This window comes from Tessaracoccus sp. (genome assembly GCF_016714275.1).
GTDB lineage: Bacteria > Actinomycetota > Actinomycetes > Propionibacteriales > Propionibacteriaceae > Arachnia.
Map to the genome: position 1 here is coordinate 351,141 of NZ_JADJNP010000002.1, position 22,475 is coordinate 373,615.

The following is a 22,475-nucleotide window of genomic DNA, read 5'->3' on the forward strand; positions in this document are numbered from 1 at the left end:
TCCCGGCGCGTCACCGGGCTGATGTCTCTTACAGTAGGAAACGGCACCGACAATTTTTCACCGACGCCCGACCTTGTGGATAACTACCCGCACAGCTTACCGAACATTCGTTCGAATGGCCGCGACACGCCGGGGCCGACCCCCGTTCAGCGCAGCGTCGCCGGGAGTTCCAGCTGGCGCCAGACAGCCCGCCAGATCCGCTTGCACGGCAACCCCGCGGCCAACGCCTCGCGCACCGTCCTGCTGCCCAGTTCCTCCATCACGACCTGATCCGCCCATGACGCGGCATATCCCGCGGGAAGGACCTCGTCCATCCGCTGCCACAGCTCAACCTCGCGCACGCGCCAACCGTACCGGTTAGGGTGCGCATCGGCCGTACGCGTGCACTAGCGTACGTCTCATGAATGCACCGGGGATGCCCTCCCACAAGCGGTCCGACCGCATGGTCGCTCTGCTCGCCCTGCTGAATGAGCGAGGGCACCTTCCGCTCGCCTATCTCGCGGAGAAGCTGAACGCCTCCGGCGCCACCATCCGCCGCGACGTCGCCGTGCTGGAGGCGCAGGGTCTGCTCGAACGCACGCACGGGGGCGCCCACCCGGCCAAGGGCAACGCGGAGCTCCCCGTGCGGCTGCGCGACGGCAGGAATCTGGAGGCGAAGCGCAGGATCGCGGCCCACGTCGTCACGCTCCTTCCGCCGGGCAAGCACGCGATCGGCCTCACCGGCGGCACGACGACCGCCGAGGTCTTGCGTGCGCTCCAGCACCGTAGCGACCTCACCATCATCACCAACTCGATCAGCATCGGTCTTGCCGCCGCGGAGCAGGGACAGGTTCGCGTCCTTATCGCAGGCGGCGTGCTACGGCCGAACTCGCTCGAGCTCGTCGGCTCGCTGGCCGAGTCCACCATGAAGCACGTCAACATCGGCACGGCGATCATCGGCGGCGACGGCCTGACGGCTGAGAACGGGCTGACCACCCACGACGAGATCGAGGCGCGCACGAACAGCGCGATGATCGAGCGGTCTCAGCGGGTCATCGTCGCCTGCGACTCGTCGAAGATCGGCACCCCTACGCTCGCCAAGATGGCCGACATCGGCGACATCGACATCCTGGTCACCGACTCGGACATCGAACCCGCGCAGCTCGCAGCGATCCGCGCGGCCGGCGTCGATGTCCACGTCGTGGAAGCGCCCCGAAGCTAAGCCTCGGGGCGCACCGACCACGGATTTCAGGCGGCGGAGACCAGCCGTCCCTGACGCTCGGCCTCGAGAGCCGCGAGCTTCGTGCTGATCGTGATCATGAGGTCGGAGAGGGAGACGTTCAGGGCCTGGGCGATCGAGAAGACGACTTCGCTCGAGGCCTCCTTGTGACCGCGCTCGATCTCGGAGAGATACCCCAGGGACACCATGCTGGCCATGGAGACCTCTCGCAGGGTCATGCCGGCGCACATCCGGAGCTCCCGGAGTGTCTCGCCCATCACCTTACGAATCAGAATCGTCTTCACGGCTACCTACCTTGCTTCGAGGGAACCCTGTGTCCGCCTCGCCTGGTGTAACTCCGCCCTCTGCGGATTTGTTCCCGGTAAGCGAACTAGTGGGTGTCCGGTATGGGCGTGCCGTTTGGCGGCAAGTGGGGTGGACGCATCACTAGGGTCTGTTACGGAAGCGGTGGCCCAGCGAGCAGCGGGTGGTCACAGGACGCGGAGCAGCATCTCGAAGGCGTGCTCGATGGCGGCGGCGCGGATCTGCTCGCGGTCGCCCTCCAGCTGCTTGAGCTCGGTGTATTGCGGTGCGGACGAGACGCCAACGCGTGGACCGACGACGGCGAACCACACCGTGCCGACGGAGGCGCCGTCGATCTCCGTGGGGCCGGCGACGCCGGTCGTCGCGACCGCCCAGTCCGACTCGCACTGGCGCTGTGCGCCGAACGCCATCTGGAGGGCCGTCAGCTCGTTGACCACGCCGTCGTGACGGATCAGCTCCTCGTCGACGCCCGCAAGCGACGCCTTGAGATCCCGGGCGTAGGTGACGAGGGCGCCCCGGAAGACGGCAGACGCTCCGGGGACCGAGGTGAGCGCCGCTCCGATGCCACCGCCAGTGATCGACTCGCAGGTGGCCAGCGTCACCGACCGCTCCGACATCTTCTTGATCACATCCGCTGCCAGCGACATGGCTCTTCCTTCCTCGTTGACTGCTCCCAGGCTACCCGGACTCCCCCTTGGCCAGGGCGTCCCTGCGGATTCGCCAGGCGCCGATGAGGTAGTCGATCCCGGTGACGACGGTGAGGATCAGCGCCGCCCACATGAGCGCCCAGGCCGTGACCTGGAGCCAGCCCGGCAGGAATACGAGGCCGAGGCTGAACAGGATCAACGCGAACGTCTGTGTCGCCGTCTTCGCCTTGCCGCCCTTGTTGGCGGCCATGACGGTCCCGTACTTCTTGAGCATCTCGCGCACCCACGTGATGCCCCATTCGCGGACCAGGATGATGATGGTGAAGAACCAGGGCAGCTCCCCCAGAATGCTGAGGGAGATGAAGGCGGCTCCGGTGAGCGCCTTGTCGGCGATCGGGTCCCACAGCTTGCCGAAGTCGGTGATCAGGTTGTACTTGCGGGCGATGTAGCCGTCCGCGAGGTCGGTCAGCATCGCGAGGACGAACACCACCGTCGCGGCGAACCGCCACTCGAAGAGCCCGGGGTCCCGGAAGAGGAGCACGACGTAGACGGGCACGAGGATGATCCTGACGACCGTCAGGATGTTGGGGAGGTTCCAGTTGCTCACGGGTGCCCCGTGGCTCGGTGTGTCGCTCACGATGCCTCCGCAATCAGGTCTATGCCGGCCGAGTCGACGACCCGGGCGGGAATCAGGCGGCCGACGCCCAGGTCGTCGGCCCCGATCAGGGTGACAGCGCCGTCGGTCTCCGGCGCCTGGTGCTCGGCCCTGCCGACGATTTCGCCGTCGACAGACTCGACGAGCACGACGATCTCCTCACCGATCCGGTCGGCGGCGCGCGCCTCGCAGACGTCGATGGCCACATCGGCCAGCAGCGCGCGGCGCTCCTCGATCTCGTCCTCTGGAAGGTGCCCCGGGAGACCTAAGCCCTCGGTGCCGTCCTCGTCCGAGTAGCCGAAGACACCGAGCACATCGAGCGAGGCGTCGACGATGAACCGCCGCAGCGTCTCGACGTCCGCCTCGGTCTCACCGGGGAAACCCGCGATGACGTTGCTACGGATGCCCGCGCGCGGCGCGACGGCCCGGATTCGGCCGATCAGGTCGAGGAAGCTGTCGGCGTCGCCGAAGCGGCGCATGGCCCGCAGCACGGGCCGGGCAGCGTGCTGGAAGCTGAGGTCGAAGTACGGCACGACCTTCTCGGTGCCGAGCATGGCGTCCAGCATGCTGGGGCGGATCTCGGCGGGTTGGAGGTAGGACACGCGGATCCACTCGAGCCCATCGAGGCGGGAGAGGCGGCGCAGGAGGCCCTCAAGGCGCACGTCCGAGCCCAGATCCTTGCCGTAGGAGGACGTGTTCTCGGAGACAAGGAAGAGCTCCTTCGCCCCGTTCTCGACCAGCCAGCGGGCCTCGGCTTCCACCTCTTCGACGGGGCGCGATAGGTAGCTGCCGCGGAACGCGGGGATCGCGCAGAAGGCGCAGCGTCGGTCGCATCCCGACGCGATCTTGAGCGAGGCGGACGGGCCGTTGTCTAGCCGACGGCGCAGCGTACGCGGCCCGGTCGCGGGCGCGAGACCCTCGGGCAGCGGGGCGTGGCCGGGCGTCGCGACGCCGCCGGCCGCCGCCGGACGGGCCGACGGCGTGATCGGCAGCAACTGACGCCGGTCGCGGGGGACGTGCGAGATGTGGCGTTCGCCGTCGAGGATGGAGCGGAGCCGGTCGGCGATGTCGACGTAGTCGTCGAAGCCCAGCACCGCGTCGGCCTCGGGCAGCTCCCTTGCGAGCTCCGCGCCGTACCGCTCCGCCATGCAGCCGACCGCTACCACCGAGCGCACGCCGCCCTCTTCCTTCAGGTCGGCGGCGGCCAGCAGCGTGTCGATCGAGTCCTTCTTGGCCTGTTCGACGAACCCGCAGGTGTTCACCACGACGGTCTCGGCAGCCTCAGGGTCCGCGACGAGCGTGAACCCGCCCAACTCCAGCCGCGCCGCCAACTCCTCGGAGTCGACGTCATTGCGCGCGCAGCCGAGGGAGGCGATGTGGACGCTTCTCAGTCGGCTCGTCATGGTGGGGTTCATTATCGCTCAGCCGTCAGCCCGCGGCGAGGTTCGCGAGAACGTCGTCGAGGTCCTCGGGCTTGACGAGCACGTCGCGCGCCTTCGAGCCCTCGGACGGGCCGACGACTCCCCTGCTCTCCAGGATGTCCATGAGACGTCCGGCCTTCGCGAAGCCGACGCGGAGCTTCCGCTGCAGCATCGACGTCGAGCCCAGTTGAAGCTCCACGACGAGGCGGCAGGCGTCCAGCACGAGGTCGAGGTCGTCACCGATGTCGTCGACGACCTTCTTCTCCGCCGAAGAGCCCGCCGTGACGTCCTCGCGGTAGTTCGGCTGCAGCTGCTCGGACACGTGCGCGACGACATCGCGGATCTCCGACTCGTTCACCCATGCGCCCTGCACACGGATCGGCTTGCTTGCACCCATCGGCAGGAAGAGGCCGTCGCCCTTGCCGACGAGCTTCTCCGCACCGGGCTGGTCGAGGATGACGCGGGAGTCGGTCATCGACGACGTGGCGAACGCCAACCGCGAGGGCACGTTGGCCTTGATCAGGCCGGTGACGACATCGGTCGACGGCCGCTGTGTCGCGAGCACGAGGTGGATGCCCGCCGCGCGCGCGAGCTGCGTGATGCGCACGATCGATTCCTCGACGTCGCGTGGGGCGACCATCATGAGGTCGGCCAGTTCGTCGACCACGACCAGCAGATACGGGTAGGGCGTGAGTACCCGCTCGGACCCCTCCGGCGGCTTCACCTGGCCCGCACGAACGGCCTTGTTGAAATCGTCGACGTGCCGGAAGCCGTAGTGGGCGAGGTCGTCGTAGCGCATGTCCATCTCGCGCACCACCCACGCGAGGGCCTCGGCGGCCTTCTTCGGGTTGGTGATGATGGGCGTGACCAGGTGCGGGATGCCCTCGTACTGGTTCAGCTCGACACGCTTCGGGTCGACGAGCAGCAGGCGCACCTCGTCCGGGGTAGCGCGCATCATGATCGACGTGATGAGCGAGTTCACGAAGCTCGACTTGCCGGAGCCGGTGGCTCCCGCGACGAGCAGGTGCGGCATCTTGGCCATGTTCGCCAGCACGAACCCGCCCTCGACGTCCTTGCCGAGGCCGACCGTCATGGGGTGGTGGTCGTTCTTGGCCTTCGGCGAGCGCAGGACGTCGCCGAGCGAGACGACCTCCTTGTCGAGGTTGGGGATCTCGATGCCGATCGCGGACTTGCCGGGAATGGGCGTGAGGATCCGGATCTCGTTGGATCCGACGGCGTAGGCGATGTTGTCGGCGAGACCGGTGACCTTGCTGACCTTGATGGCCGAACCGAGCTCCACCTCGTAACGCGTGACCGTCGGGCCCCGCGTATAGCCGGTCACGCGGGCGTCGATTTCGAACTCCTGCAGAACGGCGGCCAGCTGGCGCACCACCTTGTCGGAGGCTTCGGTACGCAGCTTGGGCTTCGATCCCGGAGACAGCGCCTGGTCGTCGGGGAGGAGGTAGGCGATGTCGCCGCTCAGCTGCAGCTGCTCCGCCCGCGGTGGCGCCGGGGTGTGCTGCGGCGGGTCGAGTTCGCGCGCCTCGTCCTTCGGGCGCCCGGCAGTGGTGCGCTGCCCGGCCGGCAGCGCCGCGGGCTCCGGATCGGGTTGCAGCACGAAGTCGTCGGAGGGCTCGTAGACCTCGTCCTCGCGGTAGGAGTCCTCGATCAGCGGGGTGTCGTACGGGACGTCGACGCCATAGGCGAGCTTCTCCTTCGGCTCGGGGTCGTCACGCTCCACGAGCGAGCTGAACAGCGCGCGGATACCGGCGAAGATCTCGTGCAGCGGGCGGCCGATGACCACCAGCACGCCGAAGAGCGTGACGAGGCTGAGCAGCGGGACCGACACCCAGGCCGTGACGAGGTCGGTGAGAATGCTGGACGCGACGTAGCCGACGACACCGCCAGCCTCGCGGACGGCAGGCATGTCGGCCGGCGTCGGCAGGCCACGCGCGATGTGCACGAGGCCGAGCGCGCCCATGGTGATCAGGAACCAGCCAAGGCCGGTGCGGGGCGCGGCCTCGACGTCACGCGGGTGCCGCAGCACGCGCCAGGAGCCGTACAGCAGCACAGCGGGGACGACGGGCGAGAAGGAACCGAAGACGGTGGTGACGGCGACGCCCAGCGCGCTGCCGACCGGACCCGGCAGCGCGAACCAGAAGCGCGCAGCCACGACGATGCCCATCGCGAGCAGGAGCAGGCCCCAGCCGTCGCGGCGAAGCTTCGGATCGACGTCCTGCGCGGCACCGCCGAAGCTGCGCGCGACCCATCCGACCCCCGCGGCGAGCGCGCCGAACGCCGCGCCGATGCCCTTCAGGATGGTCATCCCGATGCCGGGGCCTTGCTTCACGGGAGCCTTCTTCGCGGGCGGACGGGACGAGCGCGTGGTCGACTTGGCCGGCCCCTTGGGGGCCGGCTTCTTGGCCGTGGAACGTGCAGCGCCTGACCCGCTCGAGGAGCGCGCCTTGGTGCCGGTGTTCCGCGCTGGGGAAGTAGTGCGGGACGCCATGGTCGCCACCCTAACCGACAACGAGCCGTTTGCGGACGATGGCGGGCCGCCCGCGGCCCGATTGGGCACACTGGGCACATGGACCGGCACGTGAGCATCAGGGCGCGAGTGATCTCTGCCGTCGTGCTGCTCACCGGTCTCGCGCTTCTCCTGAGCGGGGTGCTGGTCTATCTGCAGGCGCAGGCGAGCCTCCAGGCACGGGTCACCGCCGATCTGACCCGCGTGGCGGATGAGATCGCGTTGCTCGCCGGCGAGTTCGACCCCGCGACCGGCGAGCCCTTCTCCGGTCCCGAGGGGCTCCTGTATGCCGCCATGCAGCGCGAAGTCCACCTCCCTTCCGAGGGATCCTTCGCCGTTGTCGACGGGCGCGTCCGGTGGGCCGCCCCTTCGACGGTGCGGTTCCGCCCCGAGAAACTCCCACAGCTCGTCGAGGCCGTCCTTCCCCAGACCGCGGAGCCGGTGGTCACGTTCGGCGACATCGTCACCGATCAGGGCGACGTCCGCTATGTCGTCGTACCCGTGATATTCACCGAGAACGGGGCGACGGGCGCGATGGTGCACGCGGTCGACATGACCACGGAGCGCGCGGCTCTTCGCCCCATCTTCACCACCTACGCGCTCGTCGCGACCGGATCCCTCGTGCTGGTGGCGATGCTGATCGCCCTGATCGTCGGACGGCTACTGCGCCCGATGCGCTCCATGCGCGAGACCGTCGAACGGATCACCGAGACCGACATCTCGCAGCGCGTCCCGATCGAGGGCACCGACGACCTCTCCGCGCTCGCCGTGACGGTCAACGGCATGCTGGACCGCCTGGAGACGGCGGTCACGGGCCAGCGCGAGCTCCTCGACGACGTCGGCCACGAGCTCCGCACGCCGCTGACCATCGTGCGCGGCCACCTGGAGATCATGGACGCGACCGACCCGGAGGACGTCGCCTCTTCGCGCGCGCTCGTCATCGACGAACTCGACAGGATGCGCCGCCTCGTCGATGACCTGCTGACGCTCGCAAAGTCCGAGCAGCGCGACTTCGTCATGCCCCGGCCCACCGACGTCGCGCGCCTCACCGACGAGACGCTCGCGAAGGCGACGACGCTCGGGACGCGGCACTGGGTGCTGGAGGACCTGGCCGACATCGAGGCCGCGCTGGACGCCCAGCGGATCTCGCAGGCGTGGCTGCAGCTCGCGGCCAACGCCGTCCGCTACTCAGCGGAGGGCTCCCGGATCGGCATGGGCAGCAGCATCGACGGCGACGAGCTGCGGCTGTGGGTGCGCGATGAAGGCGTCGGCATTGCGGCCGAGGAGCAGAGCAGGGTCCTGGAGCGCGCCGAGCGCGGCCGCTCGGGGACCGGCACCGGGCTCGGCCTTGCGATCGTGTCGTCGATCGCAAGGGCGCACGGCGGGCGGGTCCTCGTCGACTCGGCCGAAGGGGTAGGAACCCGGGTCACGATCGTCGTGCCCGTGGTGGAGAAGGAGCACGCGTGAGTCAGATCTTGATCGTCGAGGACGAGCCGCGCATCGCGGCATTCATCGCCAAGGGACTGAAGGCCGCGGGGTACACGCCGGTCGTCGAGGCCTCGGGCCTGCTCGCGGTGGCCCGCGCGGTGGCGGGCGAGCCCGACCTCATCGTGCTTGACGTGGGACTGCCCGACATCGACGGCTTCGAGGTACTCGCCCGGATCCGCGGCCAGGGCGTCTCCATGCCGGTGATCATGCTGACGGCGCGCTCGTCGGTCGCGGACACCGTCGCGGGGCTGCAGTCGGGCGCCGACGACTACATGGCGAAGCCGTTCAGCTTCGAGGAGCTCCTCGCCAGGATCCAGCTCAGGCTCCGCGCCGACACCGCGGGAGACTCCCCCACCGTGCTGACGCACGGCGACCTCTCCCTCGACCTGCGCACCCGGCACGCGACGGTCGGAGGCAAGGAGGTGGAGCTCACCGCGCGAGAATTCACCCTCGCCGAGATGTTCCTGCGCAACCCCGGACAAGTGCTTAGCCGCGAACAGCTGCTGAGCGGAGCATGGAGCTACGACTTCGATCCCGGCTCGAACGTCGTCAACGTGTACGTGCGCTACCTACGCAAGAAGCTGGGCTCGGAGCGCTTCGAGACGGTCCGCGGGATGGGCTACCGGCTGCTGAACCGCTGATCAATCCGCGCTGACCGGCGAGGGGGCGCTGACAGCGGACACCGCCGACGGCGCAGTCGAGGCGCTGCGCGTGGTCTGCTTGGTCGGCTTCTTCGTCGGCGTCGCCTTCTTGGTCGGCTTCTTCGTCGGGGCGGTGGCCTTCTTGGTGGGAGTCGCCGTCTTCGTGGGCACCGGGGCGCTCGTGGATGCCGTCGGCGTGTGAGTGGGGTTACCGGGCTCAGGGGTCCGGGCCGCCGACGAGGGCCCGACCGTGACGGCGGGGCGCGCGACGGCATCAGCCGGCTCGTGATTGAGCAGGGTCGCGACACCGAGGACACACGCGCCGATGCCCAGCGCGCCGGAGGCTACCCACGCGTAACCAGACTTGGCCATCAGAGGGCTCCCTTCCTTCGTTCCAGCGTAATCGCCTGGGCGGCCGCGGCATAGCTCTCAGCCAACGCGAGTCGGACGAGCGCTTGGTCCGACGTCGCGCCGGAGACGAGGCTGAGCAGCACCGCGGCCGTGCGGGCGCGGAGGTCGGCCGGGTCCACCGCCTCGTCGAACGCGCTCTGCCACTCGCGGAGAAGCTCCGGAACCCGCGGATACGCGCCGGGCGCGAGCGTCGGCAGGACGGCGAGGTGGGCGACGAGGCAGGCCAGGTCGTCCTCGCGGAGCCCAGGGCCCGCGGAGTCGACGTCGATGAACCGCAGGCCCGCGCCGTCGACGAAGATGTTGGCCTCGTAGCAGTCGCCGTGCGTGGGCACCGTCGACCCGTGGCGGCCGAGGTCAACGACACCCTGGATGGTCCGGGCAAGCTCGTCGACACGCGCGGCCTCGGACGGCGCGTGCTGCCGAGCGGTCGCGGCGTGGAAGTCGAGGCGGGCGCTCCACGAGGGTCGCAGCTTCAGGTCGGCGACGCCTGCGGGGAGGCGGTCGAGGAGCGCGAGGATGTCATCGGCGCTGGGCACGGGCCCGTCGCCGACGAGCGCCTGCGCCAGCGAGTGCCCCGCTACGGCGGGGCTGATCAGCACGCCAGGCGCCGGACGCGCCAGGAGCGGGATGGTGACGCCCGCGGCGGCGAGCAGGTTCTGGCGTTCGGCCAGCTTGTCGTCGTAGCCGGGGCGCAGCACCTTGAGGTAGTAGTCGACGCCGTCGGCTGTCGCCCGCAGCACGGCCCGCCGGAGCGGCCGGTAGCCGAGCAACTCGACGTGCAGGGCCTCCGGGACGGGCACGCCCGCCTCGGTGAGCCAGGCCAGCACGGTCTCCGGATCGCAGGACGGCTGCAGGCCCGGGAGGCGTGGGTCGGCGGGATGCCGCCAGACCCGGAGCACGGTGCCTGCGCGCTGCAGCGTAGCGACGGCGCCCTCGACCTCCGCGGTCGTGGCCACCAGGTACTCGATGCTCACATCCCCGGGTGCCGTCTCGTAGCTCACCGTGTAGATGGCGCTGACCTCGGCGCCTGGGCGGTAGTGCAGCTCGTCGAGCCGCGCCGTGAAGCCCGGAATCGACGCCTCGGGGTCACCCGTGAGGGCGAGCTCAAGGAGCCCGGCCGCCTGGGGGGAGGTGAGTAGCCGGGTCTCCTTGAGCAGCATCTCGGTCATGCGGTCAGTCGGCCGAAGGGGCGCTGACCGGCGACTGCGGGGTGACCGCGGAGACCGGAGACTTCGCGGAGACCGGGGAGTGCGCGGTCCGCGGGCTCACCGGCGACTTCGGAGAAACCGGCGACTTGGCCGTGCGCGGGCTGACCGGCGACTTCGGGGAAACCGGGGACTTCGCGGTCCGCGGGCTCACCGGCGACTTCGGCGTTACCGGGGACTTCGCCGTCTGGGGGCTGACCGGGGTCTTCGCGGTCTGCGCCGTCGGGGCGGTGTTGGCGGTGTTCGCCGTCGGGGCCGTGTTGGCCGTCAGAGTGGTGGCGCCCTGGGAGGGGCCGGACACCGACGGCGAGGCCGGAGCCGTCACGGCGGGGGTGGGGGTGTCGGTGGGGCGCTGGCTGTCTGCCCAGGCGAACCCGCCGACGGCGGAGAGGCCGATGACGCCGGTCACGGCCCAGAGTGCGGTGCGCTTGGTATTCATGATCTTGTTCCTCCTGAACTGGTCGATGGAGACAAGAAAATCAGGCCTATGTGAGCCGACGAGGAGAGGCGGATGAGAGTTCTCTCATCCGAAGTGGTCCCAGCCGGCGACGCCGTCCCATGGTGCGCCATCGACCGTCACGCCGTCGCCCGCCGTGACGGTGCCGACCCTGCGCCACCCGCCGGGAAGCGCCGCGGTCGCGGGGAAGGTGGCGGCCAGCGCGTGGTCCTCTCCCCCGGTCAGCACGAGGCCGAGCGCGCTCTTCCCTGTGGCGGCCGCCACACGCGCGACGGGGTCCGGGATCTCGATCAGCGCGGTGTCGACGTCGATGCCGACGCCGGACCGCTCGCAGATGTGGCCCAGGTCGGCGAGCAGGCCGTCGGAGATGTCGAGCATGGCGGTAGCGCCGAGGTCCGAGGCGAGGACGCCCTGCCCGTAGGGAACCGTAGGCGTCAGGTGCTCGGCGACGAGGTCCTTGGGCGAGCCGAAGCCGCGCTGCAGGACGACGAGTCCTCCTCCGGACCAGCCGAGCCTGCCGCAGACCGCGACGACGTCGCCCGCCCTCGCCCCGGCGCGCGTGACCGGCGCGCGGCCCTCCAGGTCGCCGATGGCCGTGACGCAGGCGACGATCTGCGCGGAGCTGGAGAGGTCGCCGCCGACGAGGCTCACGCCCGCCGTGGCACATTCCTCCTTGACGCCGGCCTCGAACTCCTCGACCCACGCCTGCTCGAGGTCCTTCGGCACCGCGAGCGCGACCACGACGGCGCTGGGCCGAGCCCCCATGGCCTCGACATCGGAGACGTTGACCGCGACCGCCTTGCGGCCCACGGCCCGCGCGGGCGACCACTGCCGCTTGAAGTGCACGTTCTCGACGAGGATGTCGGTGGTCACAACCGTGTCGCCGGTCGGCCGCAGCACGGCCGCATCGTCGCCGACGGAGAGGACGACGTCGTCGCCCACCTCGAGGCCGTCGGTGATCCGGGCGATCAGCTCGAACTCGCTCGCCACGTCAGCGCAGCCCCACCGGGCGGTCAAGGGCGAGGTCGATGAGCCGGGCCACCAACTGCGGATAGGTAAGGCCGGAGGCCTGCCACAGCGTCGGGTACATCGAGATCTCGGTGAACCCGGGCATGGTGTTGACCTCGTTGATGAAGATGCCGTCCTCGTGGACGAAGAAGTCGGCGCGCACGAGGCCCTCCGCGTCCACGGCGACGAACGCCTCCTTCGCGAGCTGCCGCAGACGCTCCGCGGTGTCCTCGTCGAGCACTGCGGGGGCATCGAGCGCCGCGCCGTGCTCGTCGAAGTACTTGGCCTCGTAGTCGTAGAAGCCGTCCTCTGCCTGGACCCGGATCTCCCCGACGATCGACGCGTCGCAGCCCAGCGGCGCCTCGGGGTTGCCGAGCACCGCGCACTCCAGCTCCCGCGCGCCGACGAAGCCCTGCTCGAAGACGACCTTCGGATCGAAACGCTGAGCCTCCGCAATGGCGGCGTCGAGCTGCGAAGGATCGGTAACCCGCGAGATGCCGATCGAGGAGCCACCGCGGGCGGGCTTCACGAACAACGGGTAGTCGAGCCGCGCGACCTCCGCGAGGACGGCGTCGCGATCGGTGCGCAGGCGATGCGCCGACGCTGCGACGTACGGCCAGACGGGCAGCCCCGCGGCCTCGAACGCCACCTTCATGAAGTGCTTGTCCATGCCGACGGCGGACGCGGTGACGCCGCTGCCGACGTAGCGGATACCCATCATCTCGAACATGCCCTGGATGGTGCCGTCCTCTCCGAAAGGGCCGTGTAGCAGCGCGAACGCGACGTCGACCCCATGGATATCGACTAGGCGCTCGCCATCCCGCGTAGCGACCTCGCAGCCGCGCTCACCCACCATCCAGACGGCCTCGAACTCCGGCTCCGCGACCTCGGGGGCCACGCCGTCGACGATCCTGTAGCTCGCGATCACCTCCAACGGGACCTGTGTCCAGCGACCCGACTTCGTGATCCCGACACCGACGACGTCGTAGCGCTCCTTGTCGATCGCCTCGAGCACGGAGGCGGCTGTGAGGCAGGAGATGCCATGCTCCGAAGACTGGCCGCCGAAGATCAGCGCGACACGAGTGCTCACAGGTGTTCCTCCAGTTAGGTCGGGCGAGCCGTGCGCTCGCGCCCGGGGCAGCACTCTACTCGCCGATGGCGCGCCCCCTGGGCACTCGCGCGCCCCGCCGAGCGTCGTAGCGGTCCTCCGGAGGGGTGAGTCCGGTGAGTTCGGCGCGCATCCCCGTCAGCGTGTCGAGGATGCGCTCGGTCATCTTGTCGAGGACCTCTTTTGTGGGCTCAGCACCATCGAAGTCGCTGAGGTCGATGGGCGGGCCGGCCTCGACGCGGATGTCGCGCCGCGGCCCGAAGAGGCGCCGCCACTCGATCCGCTTGCCGCCGAGCACCAGCTGCGCGCCGTCCTGTGCGACCGGGACCACGGGCGCCCCTGTTCGCAACGCCAACTGCGCGGCGCCGCGCCTGCCGGTCATGGGCCACCCGTCGGGGTCGGCCGTGATGGTGCCTTCCGGGTACAGCGCGATCAACTGCCCTCGCTCCAGCGCCTTGCGGGCGTGGATCAGTGAGTCGGAGGCGCGGTCCGTGTCGCGGTAGACGGGGATCTGCTGGCACTGCCGCGCCACCCAGCCGAGCACGGGCACGCGCCAGATGTCGGCCTTGCCGAGAAACCGCGGCCACCGCCCGCTATAGACCAGGTACTCGCCCAGCACGATGGGGTCGAAGTTTGAGATGTGGTTGCCGACGACGATCGCCGGCCCCGTCGCGGGGATGTGCTCCTGACCCGCCCAGTGCCGGCGGGCGACCAGGGGGATGAACACGCGCACGAGCCGGACGAGCGCGCGGTACACGACCGGGGCGGGCTCGCGGTTGACGTCGCGGCGTCGTCGCCGCCAGGGCTTCTCGTCCCTCTTCTGCATCACCCCATCATTCCGCATTCGGCTTCGTCACGAGATTGATACAACAAGCACACTGCCTGAAACCTGGTCGTCGCCAGGGTCTCATCCGCGAGTCCTAGCGTCGTCGGCAACCAGTCCCGACCCGTACCTCTTCGTCAACCATCGGAGGCAGCAATGAGGAAGACCCTGACGCACGCGCCCATCCGCCTGATCCAGCTGGCCATCGCTCCGCTGGGCAGCTCCGTCCGCAACGGCACGACGACGGCCGGGGCGGAGGAGATCGACTTGGCCGCGCCCGACGCCCGGTTCGCGAAGGCCGACGCCGCTGACTGAACGCACGGCTCTCCGCTGGTTGAGCCGCCGCACGAGGCGCCAGCCGAGTCGGCGAGTCGAGACCACAGAATCCGGGTTTCCCCCATCCCGCTCCCGCTCCAACGAAGGACCCCCCATGACCCAGACCGTTGCGCGCATTGCCGAAGACGATCTCATGGCGGAGGTCCTGCAACGGGGCGAGGGGCCCATCCCTGGCGACCTGTACCTCCCGGCGACGCCGGGGAACGTGCTGTGGGGGCGCCTCCCGTGTCGGGCCGACACCCCGGTGCTCACCGTCTCGCCGGGTACCTCGGTCACGATCGACACGGTGAGCCACGAGGGCATCCTTGAGGATCAGGGCCGGGATCCGGTCGGCTACTTCGGCGGGCACGGTGTGCCCGCCGAGGCGGTGCTCGGCGACGCCGTCGAGATCGCGACCAGCCCGGGGCACGACCCGCACATCGACGGCCCGCACGTCGTCACGGGTCCGATCTACGTCCGTGACGCCCAACCAGGCGACCTGCTGAAGATCACAGTCGAGCGCCTGGCACCACGAGTTCCTTACGGGGTCATCTCGAACCGGCACGGCCGCGGGGCGCTCGCGGGCGAGCTTCCGCGGCGGGCGCGCACCGTCAGCGTCTTCTGCCCGGTGGCCGGGCGCGACGGCGGCCTCGTCGGTCGGCTCCCGGTCGTCGAGGGCGGGGAGCCGGTCGTTGAGTTCCCGCTCGCGCCCTTCCTCGGCATCATGGGGGTGGCCGTCAACTCCGACGACCGCCCCCACTCCGTGCCCCCCGGAAGACATGGCGGCAACATCGACATCAACCTGCTCGTCGAGGGGTCGGTGCTGTATCTCCCCGTGCAGGTGCCCGGGGCGCTGGCCTACATCGGTGACCCGCACTTCGCGCAGGGCGACGGCGAGGTGGCGCTCACGGCACTCGAGGCGTCGCTGCGGGCAACGCTCCGCTTCGACGTCGTCGGCCTCAACGACGCCGTCGCCGCGTTCGGCGAGGTCACGGGTCCGCTCATCCGGTCCGGCGGCTACCTCGTGCCGACCGGCCTCGACGCGGACCTGGACGAGGCGATGCGGGCGTGCGTCCGCGCGGCGATCTCGCTGATTCGGGCGCGATGGGGCCTCGACGAGCACCTCGCCTACGCCTACCTCAGCGCCGCGACCGACTTCGACATCTCGCAGGTCGTCGACGTGGTGTGCGGCGTCCACGCCCGCATCCGCGAGTCCGACTTCGACGCGGTGATCCGCGAGCGACGCGTGTGAGATCCCGGCCGATCTGCTGGCCGCGTTTCGGCGCTACGAGCAGGCCATCATGGACGACGACCTCTGGAAGCCCGTGCTGGGACGCGGCGAGTTTGTGCCTGCGAGGAGCGGCTTGTTGTCGCCGCCGGTGTCGACCTGGTAATGGGTCTTGCCGTGCATGAGGATGTTGACGAGGTCCACGGAGTTGTACCCCATGCCGTCGCCGATCATGTAGATGACGTTCCTGGGCCCCTTCGGCGCCGCTGCAGCCGGCGCGGCGGCGAGCCCCATGCAGGCCAGGGCGGTGGCGGTGACCACTGCTCCGACACGCACGAAACGTGACTGTATTGACATTCAAATACCTTTCAGTGGCGGTAGCCAGCTTCGCTGTTTTGTCAAAACAAACATGCTTTGCCCGTCGCTGTCTTCGCGAAGGCTACTTTGGTCGACTAGTGAGCGCCAATGGCAGAGCCGATATGGATACGAACAGCCCCTCGACCTCTATCAATTCGCCGAGAATTCGGGAACCGTTCACTAATATGTCATGTCATTTAGGTATCGCGGGCTGCTGTGAGCAGCGCTGCCCTCAGCGGCACGCCCTGGGTTGTGTCGCACCGAGCGAGGAGGCTGGCATCATGACCGAAAACCCCCTCACCCCACTCGACGAGCAGCTCGCCGCGCGCCTGCTCGAACAGCGCACGCTGTTCTTCGGGTCACCGCTGGATGACACGCTCGGCAACCGGCTGTGTGCCGCGCTCGTCCTGCTCGCCAGCGACGACCCGTCCGCCGACATCTACCTCTGGATCAACTCCCCCGGCGGCTCCGTCACGTCGATGCTCGCCATCCGCGACACGATCCGCACTATCCCCGCCCCCGTCCGCACGATCAACCTCGGACTGGCCGCCAGCGCGGGCCAATTCGTGCTCAGCGCGGGAGCCCCAGGGCACCGGTACAGCCTCCCCCACTCGAAGGTGCTGCTGCATCAGGGCTCCGCGGGGATCGGCGGCAGCGCCGGCGACATCGCCATCCAGGCCGACGACCTCCGCCAGACCCGCGACACCGTCCTCGGCCTCATCGCCTCCGACACGGGCCAGGATGTGGCGACCGTCGAGCGCGACTCCCGCCGCGACCGTTGGTTCACGGCCGAGGAGGCGCTCACCTACGGCTTCATCGACCGGGTCGTGACGAGCCTCGACGACATCCGCCCGCGGCCCCGCGCCGCCGTCGGTCTGGCGGTGGCGTCGTGACCGGCTACACCATTCCCTACGTGTCCACGAGGACCCGGGGCGGCGAGCGCACCAGCGACATCTACTCCCGGCTGCTCGGCGACCGCATCCTCTACCTCGGCACGCCCATCGATGACGGCGTCGCCAACGCCGTCATCGCCCAGCTCATCCACTTGGAGTCGGAGAACCCCGACGCGCCCGTCAGCCTGTACCTCAACTCGCCCGGCGGGTCGACGACCTCGATGCTGGCGATCTATGACGCCATGCAGTTCGTCGGTCCGGCGATCCACACGACCTGCGTCGGCCAGGTGGTCGCGAACGCGGCGGTCCTCCTGGCCGCCGGCGCGGCCGGGCACCGCCAGATCCTCCCGCACGGCCGTGTCGTCCTGCACCAGCCCGCCGCCGAGGGCCACCGCGGCACGATCCCGGACCTGATCCTTGAGGCCGACGAGGTGGAGCGGACAAGGAGCCTGCTCGAGGCGGTCCTGGCCCGGCACACCGGCCGGACGCCGGAACAGGTCCGCGTCGACACCGAACACGACCTCGTGCTCACGGCCCAAGGCGCCGTCGACTACGGCATCGTCGACCGGGTCCTCACGGAGCGCTGACGGCGACCATGGAGGAATGGCGCACGACCCGCCCTTCTGTGCCCAAACGGGCACAGAAGGGCGGGTCGTGCGTCAGAACTCCATGGACTATGCGGCGAGGCAGACCGGGCCGGCGCCCGCAACGGTGATGGTGGCCAACTCGCGCACCGTGAGGTCGAGGGCACCGGCGACGGCGGCGAGCACCTCCGACGACGCGTCCTTTCGTCCGCGCTCGATCTCGGAGAGGTACTGCGGCGACACGCCGGCCCGTTTGGCGACGTCGGCGAGGCGCTGTCCCTCATCCAGCCGACGGCGACGGAGCGTCTCCCCGACGGCCTCGCGCCACAACGGCTCCACATCCGATCTCTTGAAGGCTCGCAACTCTCCCATGGAGACACGGTAGTCGCGCCCACCGCAGCCGCGCCCTCGTTCTGCTGTGAGCAGTGCGGCTCCGCCGGATTGAGCCACGCCCCTGCGCGGAGCGCCGCCGCCTATGGCGCTCGTGTTGATGGTCAAGTCTGAGCGGCGAAATCAGCCCGCGACGCTGATGGCCCGGCCAACCGGATCCCCACGCAGCAGGCGCTCCGCGAACGTCACGATGTCGCTCTGCAACCCCAGATGCGCGCCTTCGGCCGGAGCTTCTCGCCGTGCCACCTCGAGAATCGTCTCGAGGGTCTCGCTCACGAGGCTCCCCGCGCCACTCACACCCCACCCGCGGAGTTCACGAACCAGGTGCTCTGTGGTGAGGGGAGCGTGCCGGTACTCCCGGCCGACTGCCATGGCTAGCTCGCCGTCCGTCGACTGGTGCGCCATCGGCACCCAGTCATAGGCGGGAGCAAGGCTCACGGAGCCGGCCTCCGGGTGCAGGAGGCCCAGGTTCTTCGCGTGCAGATCCAGGTTCCCGGTCGCGACAGCGGCCACCACCGTCCGGCTGAGCGCCGCCAGCGACGATGGATCGTGCTGACGAAGCACGTCCGCGACCCGACCGAGTGTCACCCTCCCGCCGTAACGCTGGTACTTCTGGTTGCCCGTCAGCCCGAGGGCCTGCGCGAAGTCCTCCACATGAACGCGTCCGGGTGTCTTGAGACCCGACGCCACGGTCGTCGTGCGGTCGAACCGCTCGACGACGAGGGCTGGCACGCCATCGAAGATGCTCAGCGCGGTGTCGAACGAGGCGAGGCCCAGCGCGCGCACGAACCGCGCGCCGTACTCTTCGTCGTAGATCATCGATCGCAGGCTCGGCACCTCCGGCTTCAAGATGTGCGTCGACGGATACCCATCCACCACCTGGGCCCACGCACCGTCCCAGGCGAGGACGATCTTCTCCTGGACGCCGGCGAGCGAGGTCTTGCCCCCGAACGGCCGGTTCCCGAGCGGGCTTCCCTGCGCGTCAAGGAGCAGGGCGGCGATGCCTGTCTCGTCCAGGGACACCCGGCGCGGCGTCCGCGGTTCGCCGACCACATCGGGATCCCAGATCTGCAGCGCGCCCGCGACGTCGCGTCCGTAGTGGCGGAGGAAACCCACGACGTCGTGCTGCTCGACCCCCACGCGGGCAGCAAGCCGCATGAGCGCCTGACCCTCGGGTAGCAGGTTGGCGAAGAAGGCCTGGCGCTGCGCGCGCCGCGACCTGGTCGACACCGGTACCAGCGGCACGGCGACAGACAACACCGAGCTATCCAGGCCGAACCGCCGGAGCGCCTCAGGCTCGGGCGAGAAGTCGAAGCTGCGCCAATCCCCCGCGATGCGCCCGACGACGGTGTCGTACAGCTCGACGAGGAGGTCAGCCACCGTCGTCCCTCTCCGGCACGGTCGCGGTCAAGGTCATGCCCGTCTCACGCATGAAGGCGAACAGCCGCTCGGTGTAGACCGACGGCTTCCCCGCCTCGATCTCCCAGACGTAGCGTTGGGAGATGCCCAGCCTGTCGGCCAGCTCGCGCTGGCTCCACCCCTTGAGCAGCCGCGACTGCTGCAGGATTCTCCCGAGCGACTCCGGCCCGGTCACCTTTCCCGAATACATCACACCTCCTGACTACGTATCGGTAGTCAGGCTATGCTACTACCAATATGTAGTCAAGCATCGTCGGCCGCGAGCTGGCGCCGCAGGAACTCGAGGTAGAGGGCGTCCATGTGTGCGCGTTGACGGTTGTCGGCCGCGCCGCCGTGGCCGCCCTCAATGTTCTCGTAATACCAGGCCCGCTTCCCTGTACCGGCGAGCTTCGCCATCATCTTGCGTGCGTGGCCGGGGTGTACGCGGTCGTCGCGCGTCGAGGTGAGCAGCAGCGTCGGCGGGTAGTCCCGCGCCGGGTCGAAAAGGTGGTACGGCGAGAACGTCTGGATGAAGTCCCAGTCGTCGGTGTCGGGGTCGCCGTACTCGTCCATCCACGACGCGCCCGCCAACAGGTGGCTGTAGCGCCGCATGTCGAGCAGCGGCACCTGGATGACGACGGCGCCGAACAGCTCCGGGTACCGCGTCAGCATGTTGCCGGTGAGCAGGCCGCCGTTGCTACCGCCGCGCACCCCGAGGCGCGCCGACGTGGTGACGCCGCTCGCGATCAGGTCGAGGGCGACGGCCGCGAAGTCCTCGTAGGCGCGGTGCCGGTTCTCGCGCAGCGCGGCCTGGTGCCAGCGCGGGCCGTACTCCCCTCCGCCGCGGATGTTGGCGACGGCGTACGACCCGCCGCGCTCCAGCCAGCCCTTGCCGACGCCAGGTGCATAGGCCGGGGTCAACGAGATCTCGAAGCCGCCGTAGCCGTAGAGCAGGGTCGGGTTGTCGGCGTCGACCCGGCCGCGTGGCCGGACCAGGAAGTAGGGAACGCGCGTGCCGTCGTCGGAGATCGCGAAGCGCTGCTCGGTCGCGTGGGTGTCCGCGTCAAAGAACGCGGGCTCCGCCTTCAGCGCCTCGGGGGCGTCGGCGTCCGCGGAGGCGTCGGCGAGCAGCAGCGTGCTGGGCGTCAGGAAGTCGGTCGCGATCACCCATAGCTCGTCCGAGGTCTCGTCGTCGACGGCTCCGACCTCGATCGTGCCGAGCGCAGGCACTCCCGCGAGGGGGCGCTTCTCCCAGCCGGCCTCGCCTGGGGTGAGGATGGTCACGACGCTCTTCACGTCGTCGAGGGCGGGGAGCCGGTCGTTGAGTTCCCGCTCGCGCCCTTCCTCGGCATCATGGGGGTGGCCGTCAACTCCGACGACCGCCCCCACTCCGTGCCCCCCGGAAGACATGGCGGCAACATCGACATCAACCTGCTCGTCGAGGGGTCGGTGCTGTATCTCCCCGTGCAGGTGCCCGGGGCGCTGGCCTACATCGGTGACCCGCACTTCGCGCAGGGCGACGGCGAGGTGGCGCTCACGGCACTCGAGGCGTCGCTGCGGGCAACGCTCCGCTTCGACGTCGTCGGCCTCGACGACGCCGTCGCCGCGTTCGGCGAGGTCACGGGTCCACTCATCCGGTCCGGCGGCTACCTCGTGCCGACCGGCCTCGACGCGGACCTGGACGAGGCGATGCGGGCGTGCGTCCGCGCGGCGATCTCGCTGATTCGGGCGCGATGGGGCCTCGACGAGCACCTCGCCTACGCCTACCTCAGCGCCGCGACCGACTTCGACATCTCGCAGGTCGTCGACGTGGTGTGCGGCGTCCACGCCCGCATCCGCGAGTCCGACTTCGACGCGGTGATCCGTGACCGACGCGCGTGAGCGTGCCAATACCGCGGCCCCTCCCGGTCGGCTGCGGGCCTGATCCTCGAGGCGACGAGGTGGAGCGGACTCGCAGCAACGTGTGCGTTTGCACGGTCGGATGAACACCGACCCCGCCTTCGAGCGGAAATTCTCACTGCGATAATCTCTCCTCAAACCTAGGAGGTACTCCATGTCAACACCTGCACTCATCGCAGTGCTCGTCGTGGCGATCGCCGCGATCGTCTTCCTCATCGTCAAAGTCAGGCTGCACCCCGCTCTTGCCCTGACGCTCGCCGCGTTCGGCGTCGGCATCGCCACCGGGACGCCACTCGACACCCTCGCCGAAACGATCGAGAGCGGCGTCGGGGGCACGCTCGGCTTCCTTGCCCTCATCATCGGATTCGGCGCCATTCTCGGGAAGCTGCTCGAGACCTCGGGCGGCGCGGAACGCATCGCGATCAGCCTGCTCAACACCCTGGGGCGGCAGCGGGCCACCTGGGTGCTGATGCTGATCGGCTTCATCGCCGGTATCCCCGTCTTCGTCGAGGTCGGCTTCGTCCTCCTCGTGCCGCTCGTGTTCGTCATCGCCAAAGAGGCGGGCATCTCGCGGGTCAAGCTCGGCACGCCTCTCGTGGTCTCCCTCATGGTCGTCCACTGCATCGTCCCGCCCCATCCCGCGGCGACGGCCATCGCAGGAATGCTCGGCGCCGACGTCGGCAAGGTGATCGCATTCGGCCTTCTCGTCGGCCTTCCTGCCGCGATCGTCGGCGGCCCGGTCTTCAGCCGTTTCGGGATGCAGAAGCTCGTCGACCCGCCGCTCCCCGAGGGGCATTCCGCAGTCGAGGATGCGCCGGTCGCGCAGCGGGACCTGCCCGGATTCGGCATCACGTTGTTCGCCATCCTGCTGCCGCTGCTCATCATGGTCGGCCGCACCGTGGTGACGTCGCTGCTCCCGGAGACCTCCGCGGCGCTGCCTATGGTCTCAATGATCGGCAACCCCATCGCCGCGCTGCTGATTTCGGTCTTCTTCGCCTACTGGGCCCTCGGGCTGCGCCGCGGTATGACCATGCAACAGCTCCTCACCGTCTCCGACTCCAGCTTCTCACCCATCGCAGGAATCCTCCTCATCATCGGCGCGGGTGGCGCGTTCAACGAGGTGCTAAAGGCCTCCGGCATCGGTGACGGCATCGCCGACGCCCTCTCCGGGCTGCCCGTAAGTCCGATCATCCTTGCCTGGCTGATCGCGCTGCTGTTGCACGCCGCCGTCGGTTCGGCAACCGTAGCAATGATCTCGGCCGCCGGAATCGTCTTGCCGATGGTCGCCACCTCCGGGGTCAGCCCCGAGGTGATGGCAATCGCGATCGGGGCGGGCGCAATCGGGCTCACCCAGGTCACGGATAGCCTGTTCTGGCTGTTCAAGGAGTTCATGGGCATGTCCGTGCAGCAGACCCTGCGCACACTCACGCTCGCCACCACCACCGCCTCGGTCGTCGGCTTGGCCGGGGCTCTCATCCTCAGCACCGTCGCTTAAAGG

The 22,475-nt window shown here is 69.3% G+C and carries 26 protein-coding genes; 9 read left to right on the top strand and 17 right to left on the bottom strand.

The features are described 5' to 3' along the window. Positions 1-146: 146 nt before the first annotated feature. Positions 147-341: a DUF3046 domain-containing protein gene (locus tag IPJ61_RS10195; protein WP_297106570.1), complete on the bottom strand. Its 195-nt coding sequence runs from the start codon at positions 339-341 to the stop codon at positions 147-149. A gap of 101 nt (positions 342-442) precedes the next feature. Between IPJ61_RS10195 and IPJ61_RS10200 the strand changes: the two genes are divergently transcribed. After that, positions 443-1,201 (top strand): DeoR/GlpR family DNA-binding transcription regulator, encoded by a 759-nt coding sequence (locus IPJ61_RS10200; RefSeq protein ID WP_297108127.1) that lies wholly within the window; start codon positions 443-445, stop codon positions 1,199-1,201. 26 nt (positions 1,202-1,227) lie between these two features. Here the strand turns inward: IPJ61_RS10200 and IPJ61_RS10205 are convergent, their stop codons facing one another. The 5 genes from IPJ61_RS10205 to IPJ61_RS10225 form a co-directional block, all read right to left on the bottom strand. Then, the gene (locus IPJ61_RS10205) at positions 1,228-1,503 is read right to left on the bottom strand and encodes a helix-turn-helix domain-containing protein (RefSeq protein WP_297106573.1); all 276 of its coding nucleotides are present in this window, start codon (positions 1,501-1,503) and stop codon (positions 1,228-1,230) included. Between the two features lie 186 nt (positions 1,504-1,689). Next, positions 1,690-2,169 (bottom strand): CinA family protein, encoded by a 480-nt coding sequence (locus tag IPJ61_RS10210; protein ID WP_297106576.1) that lies wholly within the window; start codon positions 2,167-2,169, stop codon positions 1,690-1,692. 31 nt (positions 2,170-2,200) lie between these two features. Continuing rightward, positions 2,201-2,809: a CDP-diacylglycerol--glycerol-3-phosphate 3-phosphatidyltransferase gene (gene pgsA / locus IPJ61_RS10215; protein WP_459251297.1), complete on the bottom strand. Its 609-nt coding sequence runs from the start codon at positions 2,807-2,809 to the stop codon at positions 2,201-2,203. Continuing rightward, positions 2,803-4,227, bottom strand: coding sequence for a 30S ribosomal protein S12 methylthiotransferase RimO (gene rimO, locus IPJ61_RS10220; RefSeq protein WP_297106582.1), 1,425 nt, complete (start codon positions 4,225-4,227; stop codon positions 2,803-2,805). The genes pgsA and rimO overlap by 7 nt, the downstream gene beginning before the upstream one ends. Positions 4,228-4,252: 25 nt before the next feature. Further along, positions 4,253-6,754 carry an FtsK/SpoIIIE family DNA translocase gene (locus IPJ61_RS10225; protein WP_297106585.1) on the bottom strand — a complete coding sequence of 834 codons (2,502 nt, stop codon included), beginning with the start codon at positions 6,752-6,754 and terminating at the stop codon, positions 4,253-4,255. A 78-nt stretch (positions 6,755-6,832) separates the two neighbouring features. Here IPJ61_RS10225 and IPJ61_RS10230 point away from each other — a divergent pair, with 78 nt between their 5' ends. Further along, positions 6,833-8,239 (top strand): sensor histidine kinase, encoded by a 1,407-nt coding sequence (locus IPJ61_RS10230; protein WP_297106588.1) that lies wholly within the window; start codon positions 6,833-6,835, stop codon positions 8,237-8,239. Next, positions 8,236-8,901: a response regulator transcription factor gene (locus IPJ61_RS10235; RefSeq protein WP_297106590.1), complete on the top strand. Its 666-nt coding sequence runs from the start codon at positions 8,236-8,238 to the stop codon at positions 8,899-8,901. Before IPJ61_RS10230 ends, IPJ61_RS10235 begins: the two co-directional genes overlap by 4 nt. Here IPJ61_RS10235 and IPJ61_RS10240 read toward each other — a convergent pair whose 3' ends face one another. From IPJ61_RS10240 to IPJ61_RS10265, 6 genes are all read right to left on the bottom strand, one after another. Next, positions 8,902-9,273: a hypothetical protein gene (locus IPJ61_RS10240; RefSeq protein WP_297106593.1), complete on the bottom strand. Its 372-nt coding sequence runs from the start codon at positions 9,271-9,273 to the stop codon at positions 8,902-8,904. Beyond that, positions 9,273-10,481 carry a phosphotransferase family protein gene (locus tag IPJ61_RS10245; RefSeq protein WP_297106595.1) on the bottom strand — a complete coding sequence of 403 codons (1,209 nt, stop codon included), beginning with the start codon at positions 10,479-10,481 and terminating at the stop codon, positions 9,273-9,275. Before IPJ61_RS10245 ends, IPJ61_RS10240 begins: the two co-directional genes overlap by 1 nt. A gap of 4 nt (positions 10,482-10,485) precedes the next feature. Then, positions 10,486-10,956: a hypothetical protein gene (locus IPJ61_RS10250; protein WP_297106598.1), complete on the bottom strand. Its 471-nt coding sequence runs from the start codon at positions 10,954-10,956 to the stop codon at positions 10,486-10,488. A gap of 84 nt (positions 10,957-11,040) precedes the next feature. Continuing rightward, the gene (locus IPJ61_RS10255) at positions 11,041-11,964 is read right to left on the bottom strand and encodes a thiamine-phosphate kinase (protein WP_297106601.1); all 924 of its coding nucleotides are present in this window, start codon (positions 11,962-11,964) and stop codon (positions 11,041-11,043) included. A gap of 1 nt (position 11,965) precedes the next feature. Beyond that, complete coding sequence (locus IPJ61_RS10260; protein WP_297106603.1) at positions 11,966-13,072, bottom strand: D-alanine--D-alanine ligase family protein; 1,107 nt, start codon at positions 13,070-13,072, stop codon at positions 11,966-11,968. A 55-nt stretch (positions 13,073-13,127) separates the two neighbouring features. Further along, the gene (locus tag IPJ61_RS10265; protein ID WP_297106606.1) at positions 13,128-13,916 is read right to left on the bottom strand and encodes a lysophospholipid acyltransferase family protein; all 789 of its coding nucleotides are present in this window, start codon (positions 13,914-13,916) and stop codon (positions 13,128-13,130) included. 153 nt (positions 13,917-14,069) lie between these two features. Between IPJ61_RS10265 and IPJ61_RS10270 the strand changes: the two genes are divergently transcribed. Together IPJ61_RS10270 and IPJ61_RS10275 are read left to right on the top strand one after the other, a co-directional pair. After that, positions 14,070-14,228 carry a hypothetical protein gene (locus IPJ61_RS10270; protein WP_297106609.1) on the top strand — a complete coding sequence of 53 codons (159 nt, stop codon included), beginning with the start codon at positions 14,070-14,072 and terminating at the stop codon, positions 14,226-14,228. A 115-nt stretch (positions 14,229-14,343) separates the two neighbouring features. Beyond that, entirely contained in the window at positions 14,344-15,480 is a 1,137-nt protein-coding gene (locus IPJ61_RS10275) for an acetamidase/formamidase family protein (RefSeq protein WP_297106611.1), read from the top strand. A 33-nt stretch (positions 15,481-15,513) separates the two neighbouring features. Here the strand turns inward: IPJ61_RS10275 and IPJ61_RS10280 are convergent, their stop codons facing one another. Continuing rightward, positions 15,514-15,792: a hypothetical protein gene (locus IPJ61_RS10280; protein ID WP_297106614.1), complete on the bottom strand. Its 279-nt coding sequence runs from the start codon at positions 15,790-15,792 to the stop codon at positions 15,514-15,516. 302 nt (positions 15,793-16,094) lie between these two features. On the opposite strand from IPJ61_RS10280, the gene IPJ61_RS10285 reads away from it, so the two are divergent. Next, complete coding sequence (locus IPJ61_RS10285; protein ID WP_297106617.1) at positions 16,095-16,706, top strand: ClpP family protease; 612 nt, start codon at positions 16,095-16,097, stop codon at positions 16,704-16,706. A gap of 20 nt (positions 16,707-16,726) precedes the next feature. Beyond that, positions 16,727-17,293, top strand: coding sequence for a ClpP family protease (locus tag IPJ61_RS10290; RefSeq protein ID WP_366505497.1), 567 nt, complete (start codon positions 16,727-16,729; stop codon positions 17,291-17,293). A gap of 87 nt (positions 17,294-17,380) precedes the next feature. Here the strand turns inward: IPJ61_RS10290 and IPJ61_RS10295 are convergent, their stop codons facing one another. The 4 genes from IPJ61_RS10295 to IPJ61_RS10310 all read right to left on the bottom strand — a co-directional run bounded on the left by IPJ61_RS10295 (position 17,381) and on the right by IPJ61_RS10310 (position 20,374). Further along, positions 17,381-17,662 (bottom strand): helix-turn-helix domain-containing protein, encoded by a 282-nt coding sequence (locus IPJ61_RS10295; RefSeq protein WP_297106623.1) that lies wholly within the window; start codon positions 17,660-17,662, stop codon positions 17,381-17,383. Between the two features lie 141 nt (positions 17,663-17,803). Then, positions 17,804-19,060 carry a type II toxin-antitoxin system HipA family toxin gene (locus IPJ61_RS10300; protein ID WP_297106625.1) on the bottom strand — a complete coding sequence of 419 codons (1,257 nt, stop codon included), beginning with the start codon at positions 19,058-19,060 and terminating at the stop codon, positions 17,804-17,806. Continuing rightward, positions 19,053-19,289: a helix-turn-helix domain-containing protein gene (locus tag IPJ61_RS10305; RefSeq protein WP_297106627.1), complete on the bottom strand. Its 237-nt coding sequence runs from the start codon at positions 19,287-19,289 to the stop codon at positions 19,053-19,055. Before IPJ61_RS10305 ends, IPJ61_RS10300 begins: the two co-directional genes overlap by 8 nt. A 53-nt stretch (positions 19,290-19,342) precedes the next feature. Beyond that, the gene (locus IPJ61_RS10310; protein ID WP_297106629.1) at positions 19,343-20,374 is read right to left on the bottom strand and encodes a prolyl oligopeptidase family serine peptidase; all 1,032 of its coding nucleotides are present in this window, start codon (positions 20,372-20,374) and stop codon (positions 19,343-19,345) included. Positions 20,375-20,437: 63 nt separating this feature from the next. On the opposite strand from IPJ61_RS10310, the gene IPJ61_RS10315 reads away from it, so the two are divergent. Both IPJ61_RS10315 and IPJ61_RS10320 read left to right on the top strand, forming a co-directional pair. Further along, positions 20,438-20,959 carry an acetamidase/formamidase family protein gene (locus IPJ61_RS10315; protein ID WP_297106633.1) on the top strand — a complete coding sequence of 174 codons (522 nt, stop codon included), beginning with the start codon at positions 20,438-20,440 and terminating at the stop codon, positions 20,957-20,959. A gap of 172 nt (positions 20,960-21,131) precedes the next feature. Further along, the gene (locus IPJ61_RS10320; RefSeq protein WP_297106637.1) at positions 21,132-22,472 is read left to right on the top strand and encodes a gluconate:H+ symporter; all 1,341 of its coding nucleotides are present in this window, start codon (positions 21,132-21,134) and stop codon (positions 22,470-22,472) included. The last annotated feature ends 3 nt before the right edge of the window (positions 22,473-22,475 follow it).

Excerpts from the sequence above, each read along its gene's own strand:
- IPJ61_RS10200 (WP_297108127.1), top strand. The coding sequence starts at position 443 with ATGGTCGCTCTGCTCGCCCTGCTGAATGAGCGAGGGCACCTTCCGCTC.
- IPJ61_RS10210 (WP_297106576.1), bottom strand. The coding sequence starts at position 2,169 with ATGTCGCTGGCAGCGGATGTGATCAAGAAGATGTCGGAGCGGTCGGTG.
- rimO (WP_297106582.1), bottom strand. The coding sequence starts at position 4,227 with ATGACGAGCCGACTGAGAAGCGTCCACATCGCCTCCCTCGGCTGCGCG.
- IPJ61_RS10225 (WP_297106585.1), bottom strand. The coding sequence starts at position 6,754 with ATGGCGTCCCGCACTACTTCCCCAGCGCGGAACACCGGCACCAAGGCG.
- IPJ61_RS10230 (WP_297106588.1), top strand. The coding sequence starts at position 6,833 with ATGGACCGGCACGTGAGCATCAGGGCGCGAGTGATCTCTGCCGTCGTG.
- IPJ61_RS10240 (WP_297106593.1), bottom strand. The coding sequence starts at position 9,273 with ATGGCCAAGTCTGGTTACGCGTGGGTAGCCTCCGGCGCGCTGGGCATC.
- IPJ61_RS10245 (WP_297106595.1), bottom strand. The coding sequence starts at position 10,481 with ATGACCGAGATGCTGCTCAAGGAGACCCGGCTACTCACCTCCCCCCAG.
- IPJ61_RS10250 (WP_297106598.1), bottom strand. The coding sequence starts at position 10,956 with ATGAATACCAAGCGCACCGCACTCTGGGCCGTGACCGGCGTCATCGGC.
- IPJ61_RS10265 (WP_297106606.1), bottom strand. The coding sequence starts at position 13,916 with ATGCAGAAGAGGGACGAGAAGCCCTGGCGGCGACGACGCCGCGACGTC.
- IPJ61_RS10270 (WP_297106609.1), top strand. The coding sequence starts at position 14,070 with ATGAGGAAGACCCTGACGCACGCGCCCATCCGCCTGATCCAGCTGGCC.
- IPJ61_RS10275 (WP_297106611.1), top strand. The coding sequence starts at position 14,344 with ATGACCCAGACCGTTGCGCGCATTGCCGAAGACGATCTCATGGCGGAG.
- IPJ61_RS10285 (WP_297106617.1), top strand. The coding sequence starts at position 16,095 with ATGACCGAAAACCCCCTCACCCCACTCGACGAGCAGCTCGCCGCGCGC.
- IPJ61_RS10295 (WP_297106623.1), bottom strand. The coding sequence starts at position 17,662 with ATGGGAGAGTTGCGAGCCTTCAAGAGATCGGATGTGGAGCCGTTGTGG.
- IPJ61_RS10305 (WP_297106627.1), bottom strand. The coding sequence starts at position 19,289 with ATGTATTCGGGAAAGGTGACCGGGCCGGAGTCGCTCGGGAGAATCCTG.
- IPJ61_RS10320 (WP_297106637.1), top strand. The coding sequence starts at position 21,132 with ATGTCAACACCTGCACTCATCGCAGTGCTCGTCGTGGCGATCGCCGCG.